Source organism: Stenotrophomonas rhizophila (assembly GCF_003651185.1).
In the GTDB taxonomy this organism is placed as follows: domain Bacteria; phylum Pseudomonadota; class Gammaproteobacteria; order Xanthomonadales; family Xanthomonadaceae; genus Stenotrophomonas; species Stenotrophomonas maltophilia_Z.
The window spans coordinates 1,088,033-1,111,182 of sequence record NZ_RCDC01000004.1 but is presented as its reverse complement, the minus strand read 5'-3'; the positions used below and the strand labels follow the sequence as shown (position 1 = coordinate 1,111,182).

At 67.1% G+C, this 23,150-nt stretch carries 14 protein-coding genes and 2 tRNA genes; 8 read left to right on the top strand and 8 right to left on the bottom strand.

The window, feature by feature from the left end; all coding sequences use genetic code 11:
- Both proB and BCL79_RS04980 read left to right on the top strand, forming a co-directional pair.
- Positions 1 to 1,149, top strand: a complete 1,149-nt coding sequence (gene proB / locus BCL79_RS04985; RefSeq protein ID WP_121038175.1) for a glutamate 5-kinase — start codon at positions 1 to 3, stop codon at positions 1,147 to 1,149.
- 35 nt (positions 1,150 to 1,184) lie between these two features.
- A complete protein-coding gene (locus BCL79_RS04980; RefSeq protein WP_121038172.1) occupies positions 1,185 to 2,447 on the top strand; it encodes a glutamate-5-semialdehyde dehydrogenase in 1,263 nt (420 codons plus the stop codon).
- 32 nt (positions 2,448 to 2,479) lie between these two features.
- Here the strand turns inward: BCL79_RS04980 and pgaD are convergent, their stop codons facing one another.
- The 5 genes from pgaD to BCL79_RS04955 all read right to left on the bottom strand — a co-directional run bounded on the left by pgaD (position 2,480) and on the right by BCL79_RS04955 (position 9,707).
- Positions 2,480 to 2,956, bottom strand: a complete 477-nt coding sequence (gene pgaD, locus BCL79_RS04975; RefSeq protein WP_121038169.1) for a poly-beta-1,6-N-acetyl-D-glucosamine biosynthesis protein PgaD — start codon at positions 2,954 to 2,956, stop codon at positions 2,480 to 2,482.
- Entirely contained in the window at positions 2,953 to 4,200 is a 1,248-nt protein-coding gene (pgaC, locus tag BCL79_RS04970) for a poly-beta-1,6-N-acetyl-D-glucosamine synthase (RefSeq protein ID WP_121038166.1), read from the bottom strand. The genes pgaD and pgaC overlap by 4 nt, the downstream gene beginning before the upstream one ends.
- Before the next feature lie 7 nt (positions 4,201 to 4,207).
- The gene (gene pgaB, locus BCL79_RS04965) at positions 4,208 to 6,103 is read right to left on the bottom strand and encodes a poly-beta-1,6-N-acetyl-D-glucosamine N-deacetylase PgaB (protein WP_183073743.1); all 1,896 of its coding nucleotides are present in this window, start codon (positions 6,101 to 6,103) and stop codon (positions 4,208 to 4,210) included.
- 10 nt (positions 6,104 to 6,113) lie between these two features.
- Complete coding sequence (gene pgaA / locus BCL79_RS04960) at positions 6,114 to 8,150, bottom strand: poly-beta-1,6 N-acetyl-D-glucosamine export porin PgaA (protein WP_121038163.1); 2,037 nt, start codon at positions 8,148 to 8,150, stop codon at positions 6,114 to 6,116.
- Positions 8,151 to 8,495: 345 nt separating this feature from the next.
- Positions 8,496 to 9,707 (bottom strand): CynX/NimT family MFS transporter, encoded by a 1,212-nt coding sequence (locus BCL79_RS04955; RefSeq protein ID WP_121041142.1) that lies wholly within the window; start codon positions 9,705 to 9,707, stop codon positions 8,496 to 8,498.
- A 412-nt stretch (positions 9,708 to 10,119) separates the two neighbouring features.
- On the opposite strand from BCL79_RS04955, the gene BCL79_RS04950 reads away from it, so the two are divergent.
- The 6 genes from BCL79_RS04950 to BCL79_RS20065 all read left to right on the top strand — a co-directional run bounded on the left by BCL79_RS04950 (position 10,120) and on the right by BCL79_RS20065 (position 22,662).
- Positions 10,120 to 11,868, top strand: coding sequence for a ShlB/FhaC/HecB family hemolysin secretion/activation protein (locus tag BCL79_RS04950; RefSeq protein ID WP_259462104.1), 1,749 nt, complete (start codon positions 10,120 to 10,122; stop codon positions 11,866 to 11,868).
- Between the two features lie 55 nt (positions 11,869 to 11,923).
- On the top strand, positions 11,924 to 20,866 hold the full coding sequence (locus BCL79_RS04945; RefSeq protein WP_121038160.1) for a hemagglutinin repeat-containing protein: 8,943 nt from the start codon (positions 11,924 to 11,926) through the stop codon (positions 20,864 to 20,866).
- 38 nt (positions 20,867 to 20,904) lie between these two features.
- A complete protein-coding gene (locus BCL79_RS04940; protein WP_147433862.1) occupies positions 20,905 to 21,276 on the top strand; it encodes a hypothetical protein in 372 nt (123 codons plus the stop codon).
- A 29-nt stretch (positions 21,277 to 21,305) separates the two neighbouring features.
- On the top strand, positions 21,306 to 21,716 hold the full coding sequence (locus BCL79_RS04935; protein WP_121038157.1) for a hypothetical protein: 411 nt from the start codon (positions 21,306 to 21,308) through the stop codon (positions 21,714 to 21,716).
- Positions 21,717 to 21,823: 107 nt separating this feature from the next.
- Positions 21,824 to 22,210 carry a hypothetical protein gene (locus BCL79_RS04930; protein ID WP_121038154.1) on the top strand — a complete coding sequence of 129 codons (387 nt, stop codon included), beginning with the start codon at positions 21,824 to 21,826 and terminating at the stop codon, positions 22,208 to 22,210.
- A gap of 11 nt (positions 22,211 to 22,221) precedes the next feature.
- A complete protein-coding gene (locus BCL79_RS20065) occupies positions 22,222 to 22,662 on the top strand; it encodes a hypothetical protein (RefSeq protein WP_183073674.1) in 441 nt (146 codons plus the stop codon).
- Positions 22,663 to 22,692: 30 nt separating this feature from the next.
- On the opposite strand, the gene BCL79_RS04925 is transcribed toward BCL79_RS20065, so the two are convergent.
- The 3 genes from BCL79_RS04925 to cydX all read right to left on the bottom strand — a co-directional run bounded on the left by BCL79_RS04925 (position 22,693) and on the right by cydX (position 23,147).
- Positions 22,693 to 22,769: transfer RNA gene (locus BCL79_RS04925), tRNA-Pro, on the bottom strand.
- A 139-nt stretch (positions 22,770 to 22,908) separates the two neighbouring features.
- Positions 22,909 to 22,985 (bottom strand) — tRNA-Pro (locus BCL79_RS04920).
- Positions 22,986 to 23,033: 48 nt separating this feature from the next.
- A complete protein-coding gene (cydX, locus tag BCL79_RS04915) occupies positions 23,034 to 23,147 on the bottom strand; it encodes a cytochrome bd-I oxidase subunit CydX (protein ID WP_019182852.1) in 114 nt (37 codons plus the stop codon).
- Positions 23,148 to 23,150 lie beyond the last annotated feature (3 nt).

The following is a 23,150-nucleotide window of genomic DNA, read 5'->3' as shown; positions in this document are numbered from 1 at the left end:
ATGAACCAGTCCGTGCCTTCGCCGTTTACCGAACAAGCCGTTCCGCAGTGGAAACGTGCCGTCCTCAAAGTGGGCAGCAGCCTGCTGGCCGCTGACGGCGGCGGTCTCTCGCCCCGCCACGCACTGGGGCTGGCCCAGTTCGTCTCGGCCAATGTCCTGGCCGGGCGTGAAGTGGTGATCGTGTCCTCCGGCGCGGTCGCCGCTGGCCGGGCGATCGTGCCGCGCGCGCTGGAAGCCGGGGCGGCGATGGCCGCACGGCAGGCACTGGCCGCGCTGGGCCAGGCACAGCTGATCGGGCTGTGGCAGCGCTTCTTCGAACGTCCGGTGGCGCAGGTGCTGCTGACCCATGACGACCTGCGCAACCGCCGCCGCTACCTCAATGCCCGGGCCACGCTCAACGAACTGCTGCGGCTGGGCGCGCTGCCGGTGGTCAACGAGAACGACACCGTCTCGGTGGATGAGCTCAAGCTCGGCGACAACGACAATCTCGCGGCGACCGTCGCTGCGCTGATCGACGCCGATGTGCTGTTCATCGCCACCGATATCGACGGCCTGTACAGCGCCGACCCGCGGCGTGATCCGCAGGCGCGGCCGATCCACGATGTGCCCGAGCTGACCGTCGAGGTGCTGGCGATGGCCGGGGGGGCCGGCAGCGGCGCGGGCACCGGCGGCATGCATACCAAGCTGGAGGCCGCAGCCAAGGCCGGGCGTGTCGGCATCGAGACCTGCCTGTTCAACGGGCGCAGCGCCGAGGTGGTGCGCGCGCTCAGCCAGGGCCGCCTCTTCGGTACCCGCATCCATGCCGCGCAGACCCGCGTGGCCGCGCGCAAATACTGGCTGCGGCACGCACCGCTGGAACCGGGCGCGATCCTGGTCGATACCGGTGCGGCCGATGCGCTGCGTGGCAAGGGCGCCTCGCTGCTGCCCGGCGGCGTGGTCGGTGCGGAGGGTGACTTCCGCCGCGGTGACATGGTCGAGATCCGGCAACGCACCGAGGCCGGCGAGGTCTGCCTGGCCCGTGGCGTCAGCCAGTACTCGGCCAGCGACATCCGCCGCGTCGCCGGGCGTCACTCGCGCGACATCGAAAGCGTGCTCGGCTACAACTACGGTGGCAACGTCATCCACCGTGACGATCTGGTGCTGTTGTGATTGCGTCCCCGCCGTGTTTTTTCAAGGATATTGAGATGGTCGCCAGCTCCACTACCGACATCCGCACCCAGGCGCTGGCCTGCCGCGAGGCTGCCCAGCAACTTGCTCAGCTGTCATCCGCCGCCAAGGCCGAACTGCTGGAGGCCATGGCCACCGCGCTGGACGCCGATACCGATGCGATTCTCGCCGCCAACGCCCGCGATCTTGCTGCGGCCACGGAGAAGGGCGTGGGCACGGCGATGCTGGATCGCCTGGCCTTGAACCCGCCGCGTCTGGCCGGTATCGCCGCCGCCCTGCGCGAGGTCGCCGCATTGCCCGATCCGGTCGGCCAGGTGACCCGCGATGATGTGCGCCCCAATGGCATCCGCGTTCAGAAAGTGCGCGTACCGCTGGGCGTCATCGCGATGATCTACGAGGCGCGCCCCAACGTGACCGCCGATGCGGCAGCGCTGTGCATCAAGGCCGGCAACGGCGTGATCCTGCGCGGCGGCTCGGAGGCGATCCACTCCAACACCGCGATTGCCGCCTCGCTCAAGCGCGCGCTGCGCGAGGCCGGCATTGCCGATGCAGCACTGACGCTGGTCGAGGATCTGCGCCGCGAGACCATGCTGGCGCTGCTGCAGCTCAACGACCTGATCGACCTGGCGATTCCACGCGGCGGGGAAGGGTTGATCCGCTTCGTGGCCGAGCATGCCCGCGTACCGGTGATCAAGCATTACAAGGGCGTCTGCCATCTGTACGTGGACCGCGCCGCCGATCCTGCACTGGCGCTGCGCCTGCTGGTGGATGGCAAGTGCAGCCGGCCGTCGGCCTGCAACTCGCTGGAGACGCTGCTGGTCCATGCCGACCTCGCGCCGACCTTCCTGCCCTTGGCGGCGAAAGCGCTGGCCGAACGTGGGGTGCAGCTACGCGCCGATGCGGTGGCACGCCAGTGGCTGCCCGATGCAGAGGCAGCCAGCGAAGACGATTACGCCGCCGAGTATCTGGATCTGATCCTCGCCGTGCGCGTGGTGGAAGACCTCGACCACGCCCTCGCGCATATCCAGCAGTACAGCTCGGACCACACCGAAGTGATCGCGACCGAGGATGCCGCGGCGGCGGAGCGCTTCGTGCACGCGTTGCGCTCAGCGGTGGTGATGGTCAACGCCTCCTCGCGCTTCTCCGATGGTGGCGAGCTCGGCCTGGGTGCGGAGATCGGCATCTCCACCACCCGCCTGCATGCCTACGGCCCGATGGGACTGGAAGCGCTCACCGTGGAGCGCTTCGTCGTCCGCGGCGAAGGCCAGACACGCACGTAATCGGTCGTGCCGGCCAGCGGCCGGCACGAGCCTCAACCGGCCAGCGCCTGCGCTGTCACCCGCACCGGCCGCGCGTGGTCATCCATGTGCAGGGTCACCGCCTTGCCATCGGCCAGCAGGGATGCCACCGCAGCGCTCGCGCCCAGGTCGTGCGCCATCTCTTCACGGGTCACATCGTCATGCGGCAGCCGGCGCTCCTTGCCCGAAAACCGCATGCGGTTGTACTCGGCCCAGGCGATCAGCAGCGCTGCGCAGCACACCAGCATCACCGGCAGCGCGATGACCACGAACGGATCGACCGTCTGCTTCTGTTCGTACAGCTGCGCCCAGGCCATCCGCCCGCCGAGCAGCCAAGAGATCAGCGTCACCAACGGTGCCCACAGGTAGAAGTAGAACGCCCAGAAGGCGATGGTCACAAAGCCCCAGGCAGTACGCTGCAGGCGTGGCTGCTGGCGCGGTTTCTGGATCAGCCGCGAGTCGAAGCGGCGGGTGGATTTGACAGTGTTCATCGGATACCCCGGTCAGGACTGACCCAGACCGCGCGCTTGCCACGACGCTTGAAGATCGTCTTGGGGAACGCCACCAGGGTCGTGAACAGACTGATGAGCCAGTACGCCATCGGGTACCAGATCACCCAGAAGTAATTACGTCCAATATGCGTTTCGTAACGTCGGTCGATGATCAGGCTGCTGGCGAACTGCAGCAGGCAGACCAGCGCCAGGATCACGCCATGCCACTGCGGCAGCAGCGTGGCGATGTACAGCTCGGGCGGCAGCGTCATGAACTTGCCCAGTGCCCACAGCACGATGATGGCCAGCATCGTGTACGCCCACAGCACGCTGAGGATGTACTCCAGCAGCACGCCCCACATGCGGCGCTTGCGCCAGTGGAACAGCGAGCCGCCATGCCGCAGCAGCACTTCCACGCCGCCCTGGGCCCAGCGCAGGCGCTGCCGCCACAGCCCCTTCAGCGTTTCCGGCATCAGGATGAAGCACAGCGCATTGGGCTCGTAGCGGATGTCCCAATGATCCAGCTGCAGGCGCCAGCTGATGTCGATGTCCTCGGTGACCATGTCGTCGGACCAGTACCCGATCCGATGCAGGGCAGTACGGCGGAACGCGGCGATCACCCCGGAGATGGTGAAGATGCGCCCATACACCCGCTGCGCGCGCTTGATCATGCCGATGATCGAGGAGAACTCGGCCACCTGCAGCCGGCCCAGCAGGGTGGAACGGTTGCGGATGCGCGGGTTGCCGGTGACCGCGCCCACGCGCGGGCCGGAGGTCAGGTGCCAGACCATCCAGTGGGTGGCGTATTCCTCCAGCATCGCATCGCCATCGATGCAGACCAGGAACTCCGAGCGTGCCGCCAGCGCGCCCATGCGCAGCGCATTGGCCTTGCCCAGGTTGCGGTCCAGATGCACCACGCGCAGGCGTGGGTGCAGGGCGGCCAGGGCATCCAGCCGTGCCCCGGTGTCGTCGCTGCTGCCATCGTTGATGGCGATGACTTCGAAATCCGGGTAGTTCTGCTTGAGCGCCGAACCGAGGGTGTCGTCCAGATTCTCCGCCTCGTTGTGGCACGGGATCAGGATCGACGCGAACGGATACTCGGCCATCGGCGGCGGATCATCACGGTCGCGTGCCTTGCGTTCGCGCCGGAAGAAGTAATACAGGCCGCCGGACATCCAGAAGAACGCCATCACCATCGGGTAGAAGAAGGCGAACTGGAACAAGGTGTAGAGAAGAGGATGCATGGCGACCTCACTTTTCCTCGTACGGGAAGCTGCGGGCCGACATGGCCGCGCGCGCGTCATACGTGGAGGGACGTCCGGCGATGAAGTCATCCGGATACCAGGCGAAATGACGCACGCCCTGCGCCTGTAGACGACGGATCTGCGCGCGCAGGCGGTCGCCGGGGATCGGCTTGCCGGTGCGCCAGTCCAGCGTCTGCAGCTCGAACATCGTCTGCGACAACTGCGGATCGTGTTGCTTCACCGCCACCACCAGCCGGTCCAGCCAGCGTTCCGGGCTGCGGCTGCCTTCCATCCACGGCATCGCCATCAAAGCGGTGTGGTCGTAGGCCTTGTTGAACAGGTCCAGGCGCTGGGCGAACCAGCTCGCGCTCTGCGGTTCCAGCACGGGCTGGGCATACAGGTTTCGCACGGTGCCCAGCTTCGGCCGCCAGCGCTGCGCGGCGGTGCGCAGCTCCAGCGTGAAGTCGATCAGGGCCTGGGTACGTGCACCGTCATCGCCTTCCTGCGGCAGCTGGGTCAGCTCGGTGTCGCGCAGGTAGGCGTCATCGTGGAAGAGCAGGCCCTCGAAGTACGAGTTGATCGCGAGGTCTTCGTAGATGTCATCGATGATCTTGCGGACCTGGGGCCGGGTGAAGTCCAGCCGGAAGATGCCGTCGCTTTCCGGGCTCTCGATGGCCAGCGCCTTGCGGATGGCCGGATCCTTGAGCTCGTAGCCCAGCACCGGCAGCCACGCAAACACCTTCACCCCCGCGCGCGTCTTGAGCTGCCACGCCACGCGGTTGAACAGGTCCGCACGCATCGGCAGATGGCGGTTGGGGAAGTACAGCGCATCGGCCGAGCCGTTGCCGTCCGGATCGGCGAAGGCCTGCAGGAACACGTGGGTCGGGCCGATCTTCTTGACCCGGTCGATCAGCGCATCCAGGTTCTTGCCCTGTTGCACCGGGTCGGCATCGTAGACCGCATCCAGGTCGATCTGCAGCGCCCGCATGCCATCGCGTTCGACATCGCGGCGCAGTTCATAAGCCAGCTGCACCACGGTCGGGTTGTTGGTCACCAGCAACCGGGCCAGACCGTGCAGATCACGCTTGACCGGCGTGCTGCGCCCTTCCAGATCGAACGAGACCGGCATGCCCAGCTGCTCGGCGATGTCGTTGCTCAGCGCGTTGTAGGCCGCGTACGGCCACACGATCGCCTTGGGGCTGACGCCGACATTGCGCTGGATGCGCTCCACGCTGCGGCCCAGGTCGGCGCGCAGGCGGGTCTCGTAGTCGGCCGCGGTTTCATAGGTCCTGCGGGCCGGATCGTAGGTCCGGGTGATCACCGCCGGGGTGGAGTTGCCCTGCGGATTGGACTGCACGCCATGGTGCAGGTTGTCGGTGTGGCTGGCCAGTTCGATCAGTCCGCTTTTCTGCATCTCGCGCAGCTGCGCCCAGGTCAGGAAATCATCGCGGGTGAACGGGCGGTAGCCGTAGTCGATCTGGCGCCCGGCCGGCATGTCCACGTAGTCGGTGATCACCGCGACCAGCGCCGGATAGTTGTAGGCGCGCAGCAGCGGGAAGACCTTGCTGTACACGCTGCGCAGGCCGTCATCGAAGGTCAGCAGTACCGGCTTGGGGGGCAGCGGCGTGCCGCCCTGCGAGGCGGTGATCAGCTGCGACAGCGACACCGGGTGATACCCATGCGCGGACAGCCAGTCCAGGTGTGCGGCGAAGTTCTGCGTGCTCACGGCATACGCGTCCGGGTCGCCGCGGGCGGCGACCTCGTCGCGGATGTCGTGGTAGCTGAGCACCAGCAGCCCGTTGTCGGCGGCATCAAGTACGGCCGGTGGTTGCTGTGCCTGGGCCGGCAGCACCGCGGTGAGCAGGGCCAGCAACAGCCAGCGGGTCCAGCGCTTCAAGTCCATGTGCCGCATGTCATTCTCCCCACCGCAGGCCGGCATCCAGGCCGATGTGTCGTTCACGCTGTCCGTCATAGACCGGTCGCGACCAGCGGATGCCGTACTCGAAAATGCGGCCTTCGCCGAGCTGCCACTCATGGCGATACTCGGCCGAGGGCACGATCGCGCTGCCATAACCCTGCTGCCAGTACTGGCCCACGGAGACGGTCAGGCGATGCCGGAAGTGGCGTTCGTAGTGGCGCCATAACTGCTGGTCCACGCGCAGGCCGATCTCCACCGAGTGATCCTCGGAGGGATTGAAATAGGGCACGTCATCGCGGCTGCCGCGGCTGGCATACACGCTGCCCAGACCGTCCAGGAATACCGTCGGCCGGGTCATCAGGCGCTGCTCGATGGCGGTGCTGACGGTATCGCGACGGTTGCCGTCGTCGTAGCGGAACTGGCTGGCCCCCACGCTCCAGTGGGTGCGCTCGTCGCGGCGATAGTCGGCCGCCAGTGCGATGCTGTCGGCCGTGATGCCGGAGACGCGTGCCTGCATCGAGGCATCCGGGTCATTGCGTGCGGCAGTGATGCCGGCATGCCATTGATCGCTGAACTGCCAGCCGAACCCGGCGCTGAGGCCGGTATCGCCGATGTGGTCGTTGGCGCGGTTGACGAAGGCTTCGGCATCGGCGCGGCCGTAGCGGTAGCGCGTGCCCGCGCCGATCCGCAACGGGTCGATGGTCTGGTCCTGGAAATCCACGCTGCGCCGATCGGCGAACGCGACCAGGCGCCAGCGGTCGTCCAGCACCGGGGACTGCACTTCCACGCCGTAGCGGCCGTCATCATTGCCCAGCGGCGATGCACCGCCACCGCCCGAGCTGCGCCCACCTTCGGCGTAGGCATGCCATTGCCAGCCACGGTGCGCACGCCAGCTGCGGTCCATGCGTTGCACGGAGGGCTGGTTGGGGTAGGCGGCAAGCAGCGTGTCGTGGACCGGTCGCGCCAGGTCATCGCGCTGCACCTGTACATAGGCGTCGTACTGACCCAGGCGCGCAGGTACGTCGCGCGGGTCCAGCGTGTTGGCCATGCTGTAGCGCTCCAGCGCCCGTCGTGGCCAGCCACGCATCAGGTAGATGTTGCCCAGCGAGGACTGCGTGCCGGTGTTGCCCGGGCCGATCTCGACCATCTTCTCCAGATCGCGCTGGGCGGTGGGCAGGTCGCCACTGTAGGCACGCACCATGGCCAGGTTGAGGTCGGCCTCGTAGCGCGGCCAGTTCGCATAGGGTGCCTTGGCACCGTTCGCCCAGCGCCACGCGGGCTCATCGGCCTGCCACTTCTTCAGCAGGGCGATCGCGGTGTCGGCCTGCTCGTCCTCCAGATACGCATAGGCCAGTTCCGAGCGCGCCTGCGGCAGTGACGGATCGGCTTTGAGCGCGGCGTCCAGCACCGGGATCGCCTCGGCCGGATGCTGCGTGGCCATCAGCGAATCGCCGACGGCGGCCAGCAGATAGTTCGGCACCGGGTGGCCCTCGGCGAGCAGCGTGCGGTACTCCTCGCGCACCTGTGCATGACGCCCCAGCCGGTTGAGCAGGATCAGCCGGTCATAGCGGATCCGCAGCGGGGCCTGCTGCACGGGGGTGCCATCGCGTTCGAGGTACTGCTGCATCTGCACCAGCGCGGCATCGGCTTCATCCAGGCGGGTGTCCTCGCTGGGGCCATAGGCCAGGCTCCAGCCCACCAGCTTGGCCAGGTAATTGCCTTCCAGCCGTTCTTTCTGTGCCGCATCGAACAGGGTGGGGCGCGCCAGATACAGCTGCCAGGCGCGGTGCGCGTTGCCGATGTCCGCCAGGGTCAGCACCTGCAGGCGATACAGCAGTGCGTCGTCGGGCGATTGCACCCGTGCCCGCTCGATCGCGGCCAGTGCATCCAGCCAATGGGCCTGGTCGCGGTAGTGGCCGATCTCGGCCAACGCGTCAGCCTGCGGGTCGGCGGCTGCGGTGGCCGGAGTGGAGAAAGCGAGTGCGGCGCATGCCAGGCCGACGCTGAGCGCCAGCGGCCGATGGTCGTACATGGAACCCCCCTTGGAGCATCCTTTCAAAGGTGTGTTGCGTCAAAAGTGTGACGCACATCACATGCCAATCGTGCCTGACTGCGCAGTTGTTGCCAAATCGTTAATGGCCGGGTACGGCCGATCAGCCCCCGGGTGGAACCCGGAGGGGAAAGGCAAGCCATTGAATTGCTACGGATTCAGACCATGTCGCCAACATGGACAGCGCACTCCATCGCCATGAAGCTGTTCAGCCGGCTGGCGACGCCAGAGGCTCCGAACACTGCCCGGTGCAGCCCACCGGGTCAGTTAGCGACACGCTACGTCAGCAGTTGCGCACAGCGCGTGTAGATGGACGCGCCGGGGCGCTTACCACTGGTCTTCGAGCTTCTGCGGTTTGCAGGCGACCCACGAGGCGCACAACAGCACCACCGCGCACAGCACCAGGAAGCCGAACGGCAGGTGCCAGCCACCGCTGACCGCGTGCAGCCAGCCGAACAGGAACGGCCCCAGGCAGCTGAAGGCATAGCCCACGCCCTGCATGAAGCCGGACAACGCGGCCGAACCGGCGGGGGTGCGGGTGCGCAGGTTGATCAGGGTCAACGCCAACGGGAACGTGGACGGCCCGATGCCGAGCAGCACCGCCCACAGCCACGGGGCCTTCATCGGGGCGAACAACAGGCCGGCGAAGGCGATCAGAAACGCGCTGAAGCCGATCAGCACCAGCCCGAAAGGATTGCGCAGGCGCACGGCCAGGGCCGGCATGGTCAGCGATGGCAGCAGGCCGCAGGCCGCGAAGATCGCCACCATGATGCCGCCGAATGCCGGTGTTGCACCGGCCTCGACCACGATCCGCGGCAGCCAGGTGAACATCGAATAGGTCATCAACGAGGTCATGCCGAACATCAGGGTCATGCCCCACGCCAGCGGGGTCTTCCAGACCTTGCCGTGCGGCGCGCTGGAGGGATCGTTGGCAGCGCTGATCGTGTCCGGGTGCGGACGGGCGCGGGAGAGCATCAGCCACGGCAGTGCCGCAGCCAGCGACATCAGCGCCCAGATGCCCAGCGATACGCGCCAGCCCGCCTGCTGCGCGACGGGTACCGCCAGCAGGGCCGGCATCATCGTGCCGATCTGCAGCACGGTGATGTAGAGCGTGCTCATGGTGCCCACGCGGTTGGCGAAGTAACGCTTCACCAGCGGCGGTACGACCACGTTGCCGATCCCCATGCCGGCCAGCGCCACCACCGAGCCGAACAGCAGGCTGCCCACGCCGCCGGCCATCGAGCGCAGCAGCAGGCCCACGGTGGCCAGGCTCATCGCCAGCAAGGCGGTGCGCTCCAGGCCCAGGCGGCGCGCCACTGCCGGGGTGGTCACGCCGAACAGCGCGAAGGCGGCCGTCGGCAGCATGCCGAGCACGCCGGTCATGGTGGTGCCGAAGCCGAAGGTCTGGCCGAGCACATCCAATAGCGGGGTCAGCGAGGTGACCGCGGTGCGCAGGTTCAAGGCCGCCAGCAGGATGGCGGCAAAGGCCAGCAGGCGTCCGTGCAGCAGGGACTGGGACGGTGAAGTGGGGTGAGTCATCAGCATGGTTCCTGACAGGTGGCGCACCGCGGCCTCAGGCACGCGGGTGCAACGGCAGAGACCGGCCAGCGGCCGGCATCTGCGGGGTAGGGGACTGGGCCGCCGCCGAAGGCGGGGCCAGGACCGGCCATTGTACGGGTTCGATCCCGACAGGTCCCTCATCGAGGCCCTCGGCAGGCGCTACGTGTGAAAACGTCTTCACAACAAGGGTCGCGCGATCTCCTTCCATGTGAGCTACGTCAAAAAAATGACTATTTAGGAAAATACCTACACGCCGACGGGTGCTTGCCCTACCGAGTGAGTGGGGTTTTTGACGGTTTTCATGTCGCAAATAGCTCTTAAATTGGCGGGCCTCCATAGGGGCGGTCTATAGCGAACGATGGTTCGTGCCAGCCCACGTTCGAGATCCTGCATGCCAAACAACGTATTCCCCACCCCGGCTCGCGCCGGTACTCACGGCGCTTCCCCGCGCGCATGGCTGCTGGCCCCGCTGGCGGCCGCGCTCGCCCTGATCTGCTCGCCCGTGCACGCCCAGCAGCTGCCTGCCCCGGATCAGGAACTGCTCCGCCAGCAGGAGCGCGAACGCGCGCTGCGCGAGCAGCTTGAAACCCGGCCCGATGCGCGCCTGCAGGAAGCACCGGTAGCGGCCCCGGAGCGGCTGCCCACCGATGAGGCCCCCTGTTTCGTGATCGAACGCATCACCTTGGGCGGTGAGCAGGCCGAGCGATTCCAGTGGGCGCTGGCTGCGGCCAACGTCAAAGGCGACCCGGCGCTTGGCCGTTGCCTGGGCACCACCGGGATCAACGTGGTGATGTCGCGCGTGCAGAACGCCATCGTGGAACGCGGCTTTGTCACCACACGCGTGTTGGCCCAACCGCAGGACCTGACCACTGGCACGCTGGAGTTGACCGTCGTACCCGGCACGCTGCGCCAGATCCGGTTCGCCGAGGGCACCCATCGCGACGCCACCTTGTGGAATGCGATCCCCGCGCGCAGTGGCGACCTGCTCAACCTGCGCGATATCGAACAGGGACTGGAGAACTTCAAGCGGGTACCGACCGCCGAGGCCGACATCCAGATCAGCCCGGCCGAAGGCGCCGATGCCGCGCCCGGGCAGAGCGACCTGGTCGTGCAGTGGTCGCAGCAGCGGCTGGTGCGCTTCAACCTGAGCCTGGACGATTCCGGGAGCAAGGCCACCGGCAAGACCCAGGCCGGTGCGACGATGTCGCTGGACCACGCGCTGCGCCAGAACGACCTGTTCTACGTCAACCTCAACCATGACGTGTTCAGCGGCGGCAAGCGCGGCACCAAGGGCTTCACCTTCCACTACTCCGTGCCTGTCGGCTACTGGCTGTTCGGCGCCACGCGCAGCGGCTACGAATACGAGCAGACCGTGGCCGGCAACCAGCAGTCGTATCTGTACAGCGGCGAAAGCTACAACGCCGAAGTACGGGCAACGCGCCTGCTGTTCCGCAACGCGAGCAGCAAGACCAGCATGTACCTGCGCGCGTGGGAGCGCGACTCGCGCAACTTCATCGACGACACCGAAATCCTGGTGCAGCGCCGGCGCATGGGCGGCTGGGAACTCGGCCTGAACCACCGGCATTTCATCGGCCAGGCCACGCTGGATGGCACCGTCGGCTTCCGCCGCGGCACCGGGGCATTCGGCTCGATCGCAGCGCCCGAGGAGCTGTTCGGTGAAGCCACCTCGCACCCGAAGATCTACTTCGCCGACGCCCAGCTGAGCGTCCCGTTCCAGCTGGGCCAGCAGCGCCTGCGTTACACCGGCAGCTGGCGCGCGCAGTGGAACCGTGGCGGGCTGGTGCCGCAGGACCGCTTCGCGATCGGTGGCCGCTACACCGTGCGCGGCTTCGATGGCGAGATGTCGCTGATGGGCGAACGCGGTTGGCTCATCCGCAACGACATCGGCTTGGCACTCGGCGGTGGGCAGGAGTTCTACGTCGGCGCCGATTACGGCCATGTCGGCGGCAGCGCCACGCAATGGCAGCTGGGCAATGACCTCGCAGGCACGGTGATCGGCCTGCGCGGGTCCTATCGCGGCCTGTATTGGGACGGCTTCGTCGGCGCCCCGTTGAACAAGCCGTCTGGCTTCCAGAACGCGTACACGGTCACCGAATTCACCCTGAGCTGGTCGTTCTGATTTCAGTGCGGGCGCGTTCGCGCCGCACCGACCGCACGCACACAAAGGAATTGTAATGAACAAGCATCTGTACCGCCTCGTGTTCAACCACGCCCTCATGCTCTGGCAGGTCGCCGCGGAAATCACCCCGCGCCCCGGCGGCGCCGGTACCGGGCAGGATGGCGATCGCACGGCGGCACTGCGCCCGATGGCCTTCGCGTTGTGGGTGATGCTGGGCTGGGTCGGCGTGAGCGGCCTGGCCGCGGCGCAGGTGGTGGCCGATCCGAACGCACCGGGCAACCAGCGCCCGACCGTGCTGGAAACCGCCAACGGCACGCCGCAGATCAACATCCAGACCCCCAGTGCGGCGGGTGTCTCGCGCAATACCTACCAGCGTTTCGATGTCGACCAGCAGGGCGCCATCCTCAACAATTCGCGCGGCAACACGCAGTCCCAGCTCGGTGGCTGGGTACAGGGCAATCCGTGGCTGGCCGGTGGCACCGCACGGGTGATCCTCAACGAGATCAACGGCGCCAACCCGAGCCAGCTGCGCGGCTACGTGGAAGTTGCCGGCGACCGTGCGCAGGTGGTGATCGCCAACCCCGCTGGTATCGATTGCGATGGCTGCGGCTTCATCAACGCCAACCGCATCACCCTGACCACCGGCACGCCGACGTTCAACGGCGGCGCGTTGGAGGGCTATCGCGTGCAGGGCGGGGCAATCCATATCTTTGGCGCCGGCATGGATGCCAGCCGGGTCGACTACACCGATCTGATCGCGCGCTCGGTGCAGCTCAATGCGGGCCTCTGGGCACAGCAGCTGCAGGTCACCACTGGCGCCAATACGGTGAGCGCCGATCTGAGCCGCGTGCAGGCCCAAGCGGCCGACGGCAGCACGCCGCAGTACGCGCTCGACGTCGCCCAGCTCGGCGGCATGTATGCCAACAAGATTCTGCTGATGGGCACCGAGCATGGGGTAGGCGTGCGCAACGCCGGCAATCTCGGCGCGCAGACCGGTGAGCTGGTGGTCACCGTCGATGGCCGGCTGGAAAACACCGGCAAACTGCAGGCGCGCGATGACACCGGCATCGCGGCCAGCGGCGGTGTGCGCAATGAAGGTCTGGTCAGCGCGGGTCGCGAGTTGAACCTGCGCACCGGCCAGGATCTGGACAACCGCGGCGGCCAGCTCAATGGCACCCGTCTGGATGTGGAAGCCGCCTCGCTGGTCAACCGCGACGGGCGCATTGAGCAGGCGGGTGTGCAGGCGTTGGCGGTAGAGAGTGGGCAGCTGAACAACCGCGACAAGGGCAGCATCGGCGCGCTGGCCCAGCAGGATGGCACCGCACCGACGACGCCAGGCACGGGGGAAGGCACGGGCAACCCAGGAACACCGGGCACCGGCAACGGCAGCACCGACGGCAGCGCGCCGGGCGTGATTCCGCCGACCACCGCGCCGCTCGCGCAGGGCCGCGTGGTGATTGCCGGCCTGCTCGACAACAATGCCGGCGCGGTGCTGGCCGGTGGCGATATCGATCTGCGCGCCAGTGGGTTGGACAACGACGCCGGCAGCATCGGCGTGCGCGACCTGAGCGTGAACGGTGGTGTGCTGTCCAATCGGCAGGGCGAACTGACCACCCAGCGCGACCTGCGCGTGCAGGGCCAGGCACTGCACAACGACGCGGGCGCATTGAATGTGGGCGGCGCCCTCGATGTGCGCACCACGCAGCTGTCCAACCGCAGCGGCAAGATCGCCCACAGCGGCACTGCACCCGCGCAGCTTCAGGTGGCAGGCACGCTCGATAACACCGACGGCAGTCTCGCCAGCAACGCCGCTTCGCTGGCGCTGACCAGTGCAATGCTGGTCAACACCGATGGCACGCTGCTGCACGCCGGCAGCGACGGCCTGCAGCTCACCACCGGCACGCTGGACGGCCAGCGCGGCGAGATCGCCACGGCTGGAACGCTCAGCCTGCGCGCAGGGCAGGTCGACCATCGCCAGGCGGAACTGCAGGCCGGCACGCTCGATCTCCAGGTCGATACGCTCGACAACCGTGGCGGCCAGCTGCTGGCGACCGGCAGCCAGGCCAACCGCATCAAGGCGGCAACCGCGCTGGACAACAGCGGTGGCACGCTCGCCAGCAACGGCGATCTGGCCATCGATACCGCGCTGTTGAGCAACGCGGGTGGGCAGGTGCAGCAGGCCGGCAGCGGCCGCCTGGACGTCACCGCGGCGACCTTGGCCGGGGCAGGCGGCAAGCTGCTGAGCAATGGCGCGCTACACCTGCAGGGACAGCGCATCGACGTCTCCGGCGGTATCGCCTCGGCGGTGCGCATGGAGATCGACGCCGGGCAGTTGGACAACCGTCGGGGTGAGCTGATCGCCACCGGCACCGACACACTTGGCCTGCGCGTGACCCACGCGCTGCAAAACGATAGCGGTCAGATCATCGGCAATGGTGCGCTCGCCGTGGAGGCGGGCAGCCTCTCCAACCGCGACGGCAAGCTGCTGGCGGCAGGCAATGCGGCCTCCGCGCTGCAGGTGGCCGGTGTGATCGACAACCAGCGCGGCACACTGGCCAGCGCGGGCGATCTGACCCTGCAGGCTGGCCAGCTGGACAACCAGGCTGGCACGGTCCAGGCGGCCGGTGACCGTGCATTGCAGCTGAGCGTGGACGGCTTGCTCGACAACCGCCAGGGTGGCCTGATCGCCTCCGGTGGTGCGCAGCAGCTGCGCGCCGGCAGCCTCGACAATCGCAGCGGCACCGTCAACGCGGGCGATACGCTCGGCGTGGCGGTGACGCAGGCGCTGGACAACAGCGCCGGCACCGTTGCTGCCAACGGCACGCTGCAGGTGCAGGCCGGCCGCATCGTCAACCGTGAGGCGGGCACGCTGGCCTCGGTCGAGGGCGATGTCACGCTCGATAGCGCGAGCGCTATCGACAACACCGCCGGTGTGATCCAGGCCGAACGTGCGCTCTCGGTCGCCAGTCAGGGGCTGACCAACGTGCGTGGCACCCTGGCGGGCGCGTCCGTTGCTCTCGATACGGGCCTGGGGGGCGTGGACAACAGTGAGGGCATCCTCGCCGCCACCGGCGGCACGCTGGATATCCGCAGTGGCGCGCTGGAGAACCGCGCTGGCCTGCTGCAGTCCAGTGCGGCGATGCGCATCGATACCCACGGCCAGCGCCTGGGCAACACCGAGGCGGGCGCGCGCGGTGGTATCGTCAGCGGTGCTGGGCTGACCCTCCGCGCGGGTGAGCTGGACAACCGGGCCGGCCTTGTCCAGGCGCAGGCGGCGCTGGATGCGCGGCTGGCCTCGCTGGACAACCGCAGCGGCGGGCAGGTGGGTAGCGGGGCCTCGTTGCTGCTGCAGGCGCAGCGCGTGGATAACAGCGGTGGCCGTCTCCAGGCCGCCCAGAATCTGACCCTCGATCTGAGCGGTGAGCTGGTCAACCAGGCCGGGCTGGCCGTGGCCGGTGGCGATCTGGTCGCCCGGGCCGCGCGCATCGACAACCGCGCCACGAGCGGCGGCGGCACCGCGCTCGGGCTGCAGGGTCGCAACGTGGACCTCACTGCCGCGCAGATCGACAACAGCAGCGGCATGATCGCTGCCGACCAGCGCATTGCGCTGCAGGCGACCGATGCACTGCTCAACCAGCAGGGGCTGGTGTCCTCGGCGGGCAGCCTGGACGTGCACGCCGGCCAGGTCGGCAACACCGACGGCACGCTGCTGTCGGCGGGCAACCAGACGCTGCATGCCAACGCGCTCAACGGTACGGGCCGGGTGTTGTCGCAGGGCGACCTGGTGCTGGCGCTGCAGCAGGACTACCGCAACGATGGCCAGATCACCGCCAATGGCAAGGCCACCGTTTCCACGCAGGGGCTGTGGACCAATGCAGGCAAGGTGCAGGCCGGGGATCTGAACCTGCACGCACGCCAGATCGACAACCTCGCCACGGGTGAGATCAGCGGCATCCGCACCCAGGTACGCGCCGATGGCGTGCTCGGCAACCGTGGGCTGATCGATGGCGTGGATACCCGCGTCGATGCCGATGTGATCCTCAACGTCGGCACCGGTCGCATCTATGGCGACCGCCTGTCGATCGGTGCCAACACCCTGGTCAACAGTGACGAAACGCTGGAGGGCGTGACCCGCGCCGCCACCATTGCCGCGCGTGAGCGCCTGGATATCGGCGCCGGCACCGTGGTCAACCGCGAGCAGGCGCTGATCTTCAGCGCCGGCGGTGGCGACAATGCACTCAACATCGGCGGTGCGCTGGATGCGCAGGGGCATGCGGTCGGTCGCGCCGGCTCGGTGCACAATGCCAGCGCGACCATCGAGTCGCTGGGTGGCGTGAGCATCGATGCCGCGCGCCTGCTCAACAGCAACGAGCATTTCGCCACCACTGAAGTGATGGTGGTGGGCCCGACCAAGAAGCTGTACATCCAGCCCAAGGGCACGCCGGGCATGCACGATGCCAGCGAGTTCACCTGGTCCAGCTGGAGCCGCGCCGGCAAGTACTGGTGGAAGAACGGCAACGGCGACGTCAAGGACTGGACCCAGTACGACGTCACCCATACCGAGTACGAAACCCAGGTCGCCTCCAGCGCGCCCGGCCGCATCATTTCCGGCGGCAACATGAGCCTGCGCGGCGATGAGCTGATCAACGACAAGAGCCAGATCCTGGCCGGCGGTGCGTTGCTGGGCGACCTGGGCAACCTGCGCAACATCGATGCGTTCGGCGAGTACCGGGTGCACGAGGAAGGCACCAGCCAGTACACCTACAGTCGCTGGCGCGGTGGTTTCAAGCGCTATCACGAACGCAAGTGGGACCGGAAGATCGCCTATCGCCCGGCCGATGAAGTGCGCACCATCAACCTGGGCGTCACCCGGACGGCCGAGCACACCCGCGACGGTGGCAGCGGCTATCAGGTGGGCGGCGTCAGCACCGGTTCCGTCGGTGGGCAGGTCGGTGGCGCAGCCGAGGCCGGTGCCGTGGGTGGGCAGCGCCAGGTGACCGAAGTCAGCGCCAGCGTGGCCTCGCTGGCCGGGCCCGGCAGCACTGCCGGCACCGGTGCGCAGGGTGCGGCGGGCAACCAGCCGACCGTGATCCGCACCATCGGCGTGGAGGCCGAACTGCCGCAGAGCAGCCTGTTCCAGAGCGGCCCGGATGCCGGCCAGTACCTGGTCGAAACCGATCCGCGTTTTGCCGATTACCGCAGCTGGCTCGGCTCGGAGTACCTGCTGCAGAAGATGGGCGTGGACCCGGCCAACGTGCAGAAGCGCTTGGGCGATGGGTTCTACGAACAGAAGCTGGTCCGCGATCAGGTCGCCCAGCTCACCGGCCGCCGCTTCCTGGATGGCTACGCCGACGATGAAGCGCAGTACCGCGCGCTGCTCGACAACGCGGCCACCATCGCCGACGCATGGGGCCTGCGCCCGGGCGTGGCGCTGACCCCGGCGCAGATGGCCCAGCTCACCAGCGACATCGTCTGGCTGGTCGAGCAGCGCGTCACCCTGGCCGATGGCAGCACCACCACCGCACTGGTTCCGCAGGTGTATGTGCGCGTGCGCCCCGGCGATATCGACGGCACCGGTACGCTGCTGGCCGGCCGCTCGGTGGAGCTGAACCTGCGCGGCGACCTGGTCAACAGCGGCACCATTGCTGGCCGCACCGCGGTGAAGATCGACGCGCAGAACCTGCGCAACCTCGACGGCCGCATCAGCGGTGACACGGTCAGTGCCAACGCGCGTACCGATCTGGACAACCTCGGCGGCCTGATCGATGCGCGCAGCGTGCTGGTCGCCAGCGCCGGCCGTGATCTCAACATGGTCACCACCACCCGCAGCGGTCAGAACACCGCGGGGTTGAGCGACTTCAGCCGGACCAACATCGATCGCGTGGCCGGGTTGTTCGTGAGCGACCAGGGCGCCACGTTGCTGGCCAAGGCCGGCCGCGATCTGCGCATGGACGGCGCCCAGGTGGTCAACACCGGTGCACAGGGCCAGACCCTGCTCGCGGCGGGGCGGGATCTCTCCCTGGGCACGGTCACCGAGGCGCGCCAGGAAAACAATGTCCGCAACAACGACAACTACCTGCGCCAAGGCTACGTGCGCGAGGTCGGCACCACCCTCGATACCGCCGGGGCCGTGCAGCTGCAGGCCGGGCATGACGTGAACCTGCGCGCCGCGCAGGTCTACAGCAGCGATGGCGCGATCTCGGTGATGGCCGACAACGACGTCAGCATCGCCAGCGGCGAGCAGAGCAACAACTGGAGCGAGGGCCGCAAGCACACCCATCGCGGGCTGTTGAAGTCCACCACCAACACCACGCGCGACAGCCTGGAGGAAACCCAGGCCATCGCCAGCACGCTCAGCGGGCACCAGGTGGCGGTGCGCGGCAACAACATCACCGTGACCGGCAGCAACGTGGTCTCCGATGCGGGCACCGTGCTGCTGGCCGACAACGATCTGACCGTGCAGGCGGCGACCAACACGCGCGGTGAGAGCCACTACAAGCGCAAGGATGAAAGCGGCTTCCTCTACAACGGCGGCGTCGCGTTCACGGTCGGCACGCAGATGCAGAGCCGCGATGCCAAGGACGTGAGTACCAGTGCCTCGGCGTCCACCATCGGCTCCACCGCGGGCAACGTGGTGATGGTGGCGGGCAACAACTACCGCCAGGTTGGCAGCCACGTCGTCGCGCCCGAGGGCGACATCGACATCCATGCGCGCAAGGTCGACATCGTGGAGGCCCGCGAGACCGGCGTCGCCACCCAGGAGGACAAGTTCCGCCAGGCCGGCCTGACGGTGGCGCTGACCGCGCCGGTGATCTCGGCGATCCAGAGCGCCGAGCAGATGAAGAAGGCGGCCAGCCAGACCGACGACAGCCGCATGAAGACGCTGGCGGCGGCGACCACCGTGCTCAATACGGCGGCAGCGGTGGGTGCGGTGCAGGCCGATCCGGGCGCGGCGGGCGGCATCAACATCTCCATCACCGTGGGCGGCGCACGCAGCGACAGCAAGACCACCACCACGCATGACAACGCAGCCGGCTCCAGCATCACCGCGGGCGGCGACGTGCGCATCAGTGCCACGGGCGCGGGCAAGGACTCGGATCTGACCGTGATTGGCAGCACCATCAACGCCGGCAACAACGCCTACCTGCGGGCCGATGGCGATATCGCCCTGCTGGCGGCGAAGAACACGCAGGAAACCGATCGCAAGAGCAGCGCGGCCAGCGGTGGTGTCGGCGTGGCCATCAGCATCGGCTCCGGCGGTGCCAGTGCGGGCATCACCGCCAACGCCAGTGGCTCCAAGGGCAAGGGCGAGGGCACCGACGTGCAGTGGACCAACAGCCACGTCAACGCCGGCAACACGCTGGTGCTCGAATCCGGTGGCGACACCACCCTGCGTGGCGCGGTGGCCAGCGGCCGCGAGGTGATCGCCGATATCGGCGGCGACCTCAACATCGAGAGCCTGCAGGACACCTCCACCTTCCAAAGCAAGGACACCAGTGTCGGCGGCAGTGTCACGGTCGGCTTGGGTTTCTCCGGCAGCGCCAGCTACGGCAACACCAAGGTCGATGGTGACTACGCCAGTGTTGTCGAGCAGAGCGGGATCAAGGCGGGCGACGGTGGCTACCAGGTGCGCGTAGGCGGCAATACCGATCTGATCGGTGGCGTGATCGCCTCCAGCGAGCAGGCCATCGCCGACGGTCGCAACCAGCTGATCACCAGCACATTGAGTGTGCGCGATCTGGACAACCGCAGCGATTACAAGGCCAGCAGCCTGAGCCTGTCCGGCGGCTTCAGCAAGAGCGGCACAGGCGGCCCGTCCAATGGCGGCAACAGCGGCCGTGGCAACGACGGCACGCCCGGGTCCACCGGTGCAGCCGGGCAGGGCAGCAGCTGGTCGTGGCAGAACTATGGCAACGATGCCAGCGCCGCCGCACCCGGCTATGCCAGCGACAAGGGCAGCGATGCCAGCACCACCCGCAGCGGTATCAGCGCAGGCGCGCTGACCATCACCGATGGCAACGCGCAGCTGGCCAAGACCGGCAAGAGCATCGACGACACCCTGGCCAGCCTCAATCGCGGTGTGCTCAGTGGCGACGATGCCAACGGGCTGATCCGTAACTGGGATCCGGTGGAGCTCGCGCAGAAGGTGCAGGCCGAAGCGCAGATCAGCGCAGCGTTCACCCAGCAGGCGCACAGTGCCGTGGGCAGCTATGTGGCCAGCCGCGGCGCCAGCATCAAGGAGCGTTACGAGGAAGCCTCCACGCCGGAGCAGAAGGCTGCGCTGCAGGCTGAAGCCGATGAACTGCGCACGCAGGAGAAGATGCTCAACATCCTGATCGGCGCGGTGACCGGCTCGGCGACCAGCGCGGTCTCCAAGGAGGCGCTGGCCAGTGCGGCGGACTGGATGCGGCAGGAGATGATCAAGAACTCGCAGTTGTTCCCGGGTGTCACCGACGGCGTGACGACACTGGACAACATCCACGGAAAGAGTGCCGGTGTGGATGGCGATGAGTTCAAGATCGGGGGAACCCGCGTGGACCTGGATCAGCTGTGCGGACCTGGCAGCATCCGCTGTGCAACGAATCCAGACGGCACACTTGCCCTGGATTCGCTGGGACGCGTGCAGTTCGACGATAAACAGGGGGGATTGACCCTCGCCCAGTACCTGGCGTCGGAGGAAGGCAAGAAACTGGGCGGCGTAACTGGGGGTATCCAAGGCTGGACAGGGACGCTGCGAGGCGACCCCTACAAGCCAGGAGACTGGCAGGACAGGCTGATCGAGTACTTCGCCGGCCCGCATGACATGATCGGCGGGCAACTTGCAGGGTTGTACGATGAGCAGGGGAATGCACGTCGTGGCCGTCCATGGGCGCTGTCCACCTTCCACGAAGGCTGGACCGTCGTCGCGATTCCCGTGGCGGCTCCCTTCGCAATGGCGAAGGCGCTGCCGCCCCAGGTCTGGTCCGCGATCTCCATTCTTGCCGGTGCCAGTCGATGACATCCCTCCTCAATCCCTCAAAGAAAAGGTACGTCAGCATGAGTTCCCCGCGTGCAGGAAACAGGCTCCTACTTGCCTGTGTAACGTTGATGCTCGCCAGTTGTGGCATCGGCGGTATGTGGATGAATGGAGATCCGTCCGTGGGCAGGAACATCGTTCCACCGCGCGATCATTGGCAGAAAGCAGGCAATGACCCCGCGGCCCGCAGTGCGGACTGGCTCGGTTGTGGCGGGGCGGACAGCGGCGGTTACAACGTCGCCACGTCGGATGGATCGAGCTCTGCGGTGATCCAGCAGGCGATGAGCCGCAAGTTCGACGACATGCAGCGTTGCATGATGTCCCGCGGGTATCAATACACGGGCTCCTGCGAAGGCGATATACGCAGTCAATATCCCGCATGCCAGAAGTAAGGCGTCTGCGGACATCCTGGACGAAGCGCATGAAGCAGGTTCGAAGGCGAAGCTGTACGGGGTTCGGTCTGCTGATGGCGGTAGCGGTCATGACGGGCTGCACCGCGGGCAACGGGCGCTTATGCGGCCCGCAGACGCCGCGCGCCTACTGTGACAAGAAAACCCACGACGCCTTGGCCAATCCCCCTTCGCAGCGCGACAGCTGGGCCGCGGGCACGGCAGATGCCTCGCAACTGGGGGCGGCGTGGGTGGCATGCGGCGGCATGGCGAACGGCAACGTCGGCATCGATCAGCAGGGCGGCAACGGTCCCGAAACCGTGCAGCGCCTCACCCGGAAGAATGACGACGTCCAGCGCTGCATGATGCAAAAGGGATACCGATACACCGGGACATGCTCAGGGGATACTGCGAGTCGATTCCCCGCCTGCCAGTCGCGATGAACGTGCGGCGACCTCGTGGCGTTGCGTTCACCGCTGCACCTGCTCCCTGGGATCGGCGGACGGCGCATGAGCACCCTCGCGCGAGCCGGAGGGTCAGACGTATATCGATGCTGATGGCGATCGTACTTTTCGCGGTTGCAGGCTGTGCCAGCACTCCCGCTGTACCGGGGCAGGTGGCGGTGACGGACATGGGGCCTGTTCCGGCGGGTTCCGTTCGTGTCATGCCGACGCGGCAGTACTGGCGCAAGGCGGGGGCGAGCAAGGCCGACGCGGACCTGGCCCGGCAGCAATGCAGCCAGCACCTGCGCAACACCGACGAGTACGTTGGGCTTCTCAAGGAGAGCGCCGTGATCACGAAGATCTGGCATGCCGAACGTACCTCGGCACAGAAGAAGCGGCGCAAAGAGATCGCCGCTCGGCTGGGCCAGCTCCATGATGCATGCATGGCCGGCGAGGGGTTCGAGTTCGTGCGTCGTGGGTTTCCGGTGGAGTGAATACGATGCGCATGACACTGCTGTTCGTCCGTAGGGGGTTCATCTGTCGCAAGCATCCCGCCAAACGGCACACCGGTCGTGCGACGGTGGTGCTCGGCATGCTGTTCGGGCTGACCGCCTGTGGTGCAGGTGGGATGTGGATGAATGGAAACCCTGCCGCAACCCGGCAGCTGGTGCCGCCGGGCCACGACTGGAGCAGGCCGGACGCAGGTGCCCTGGTGCGTGATACGGACTGGCAGGCCTGCGGCGGCCAACGCAGCGGGAACATCTCCCCAGACCGGCAAGGTGCCACGGGTGAGGAAACCGCCCATCTTTCACGCGACAAGCTCTACGCGGCACAACGGTGCATGCTGGGGAAGGGCTACCGCTACACCGGCAGCTGCGGAGGGGAGATCCGCAGCCGCTACCCGGCCTGCCAATCGCCAGACACAAAAAAACCCGGAGGACAGTGACGTCTTCCAGGCTTGATTGTGACCATCAGATGGTCGGGGAGACAGGATTCGAACCTGCGACCTCTACGTCCCGAACGTAGCGCTCTACCAGACTGAGCTACACCCCGTAAGGAGCCGCCTATTGTATCGATCCCGCCGGTCGGCGGCAAGGGGGGATCGCGTTTTTCGCCTTCGGTGCCGTGTTGCCACGGCCCTTGATAAAGAAGCCTGGAAACGTGTTCCCAGGCTTCAATACGACCACCGAAGTGGTCGGGGAGACAGGATTCGAACCTGCGACCTCTACGTCCCGAACGTAGCGCTCTACCAGACTGAGCTACACCCCGAAGGAGCCGACAAGGATACGGTGTGAAGACCCGATCGGCAACCTTTTTTTAGCCTTCTTCGTGATCCGTACGGCTCTGCTCGCGGGCTTCGAACCACATGCCGTTGAGAATGGCCACGACCGAAGCCAGCCCTGCACCCAGAATCCAAGCGAAGTACCACATGGT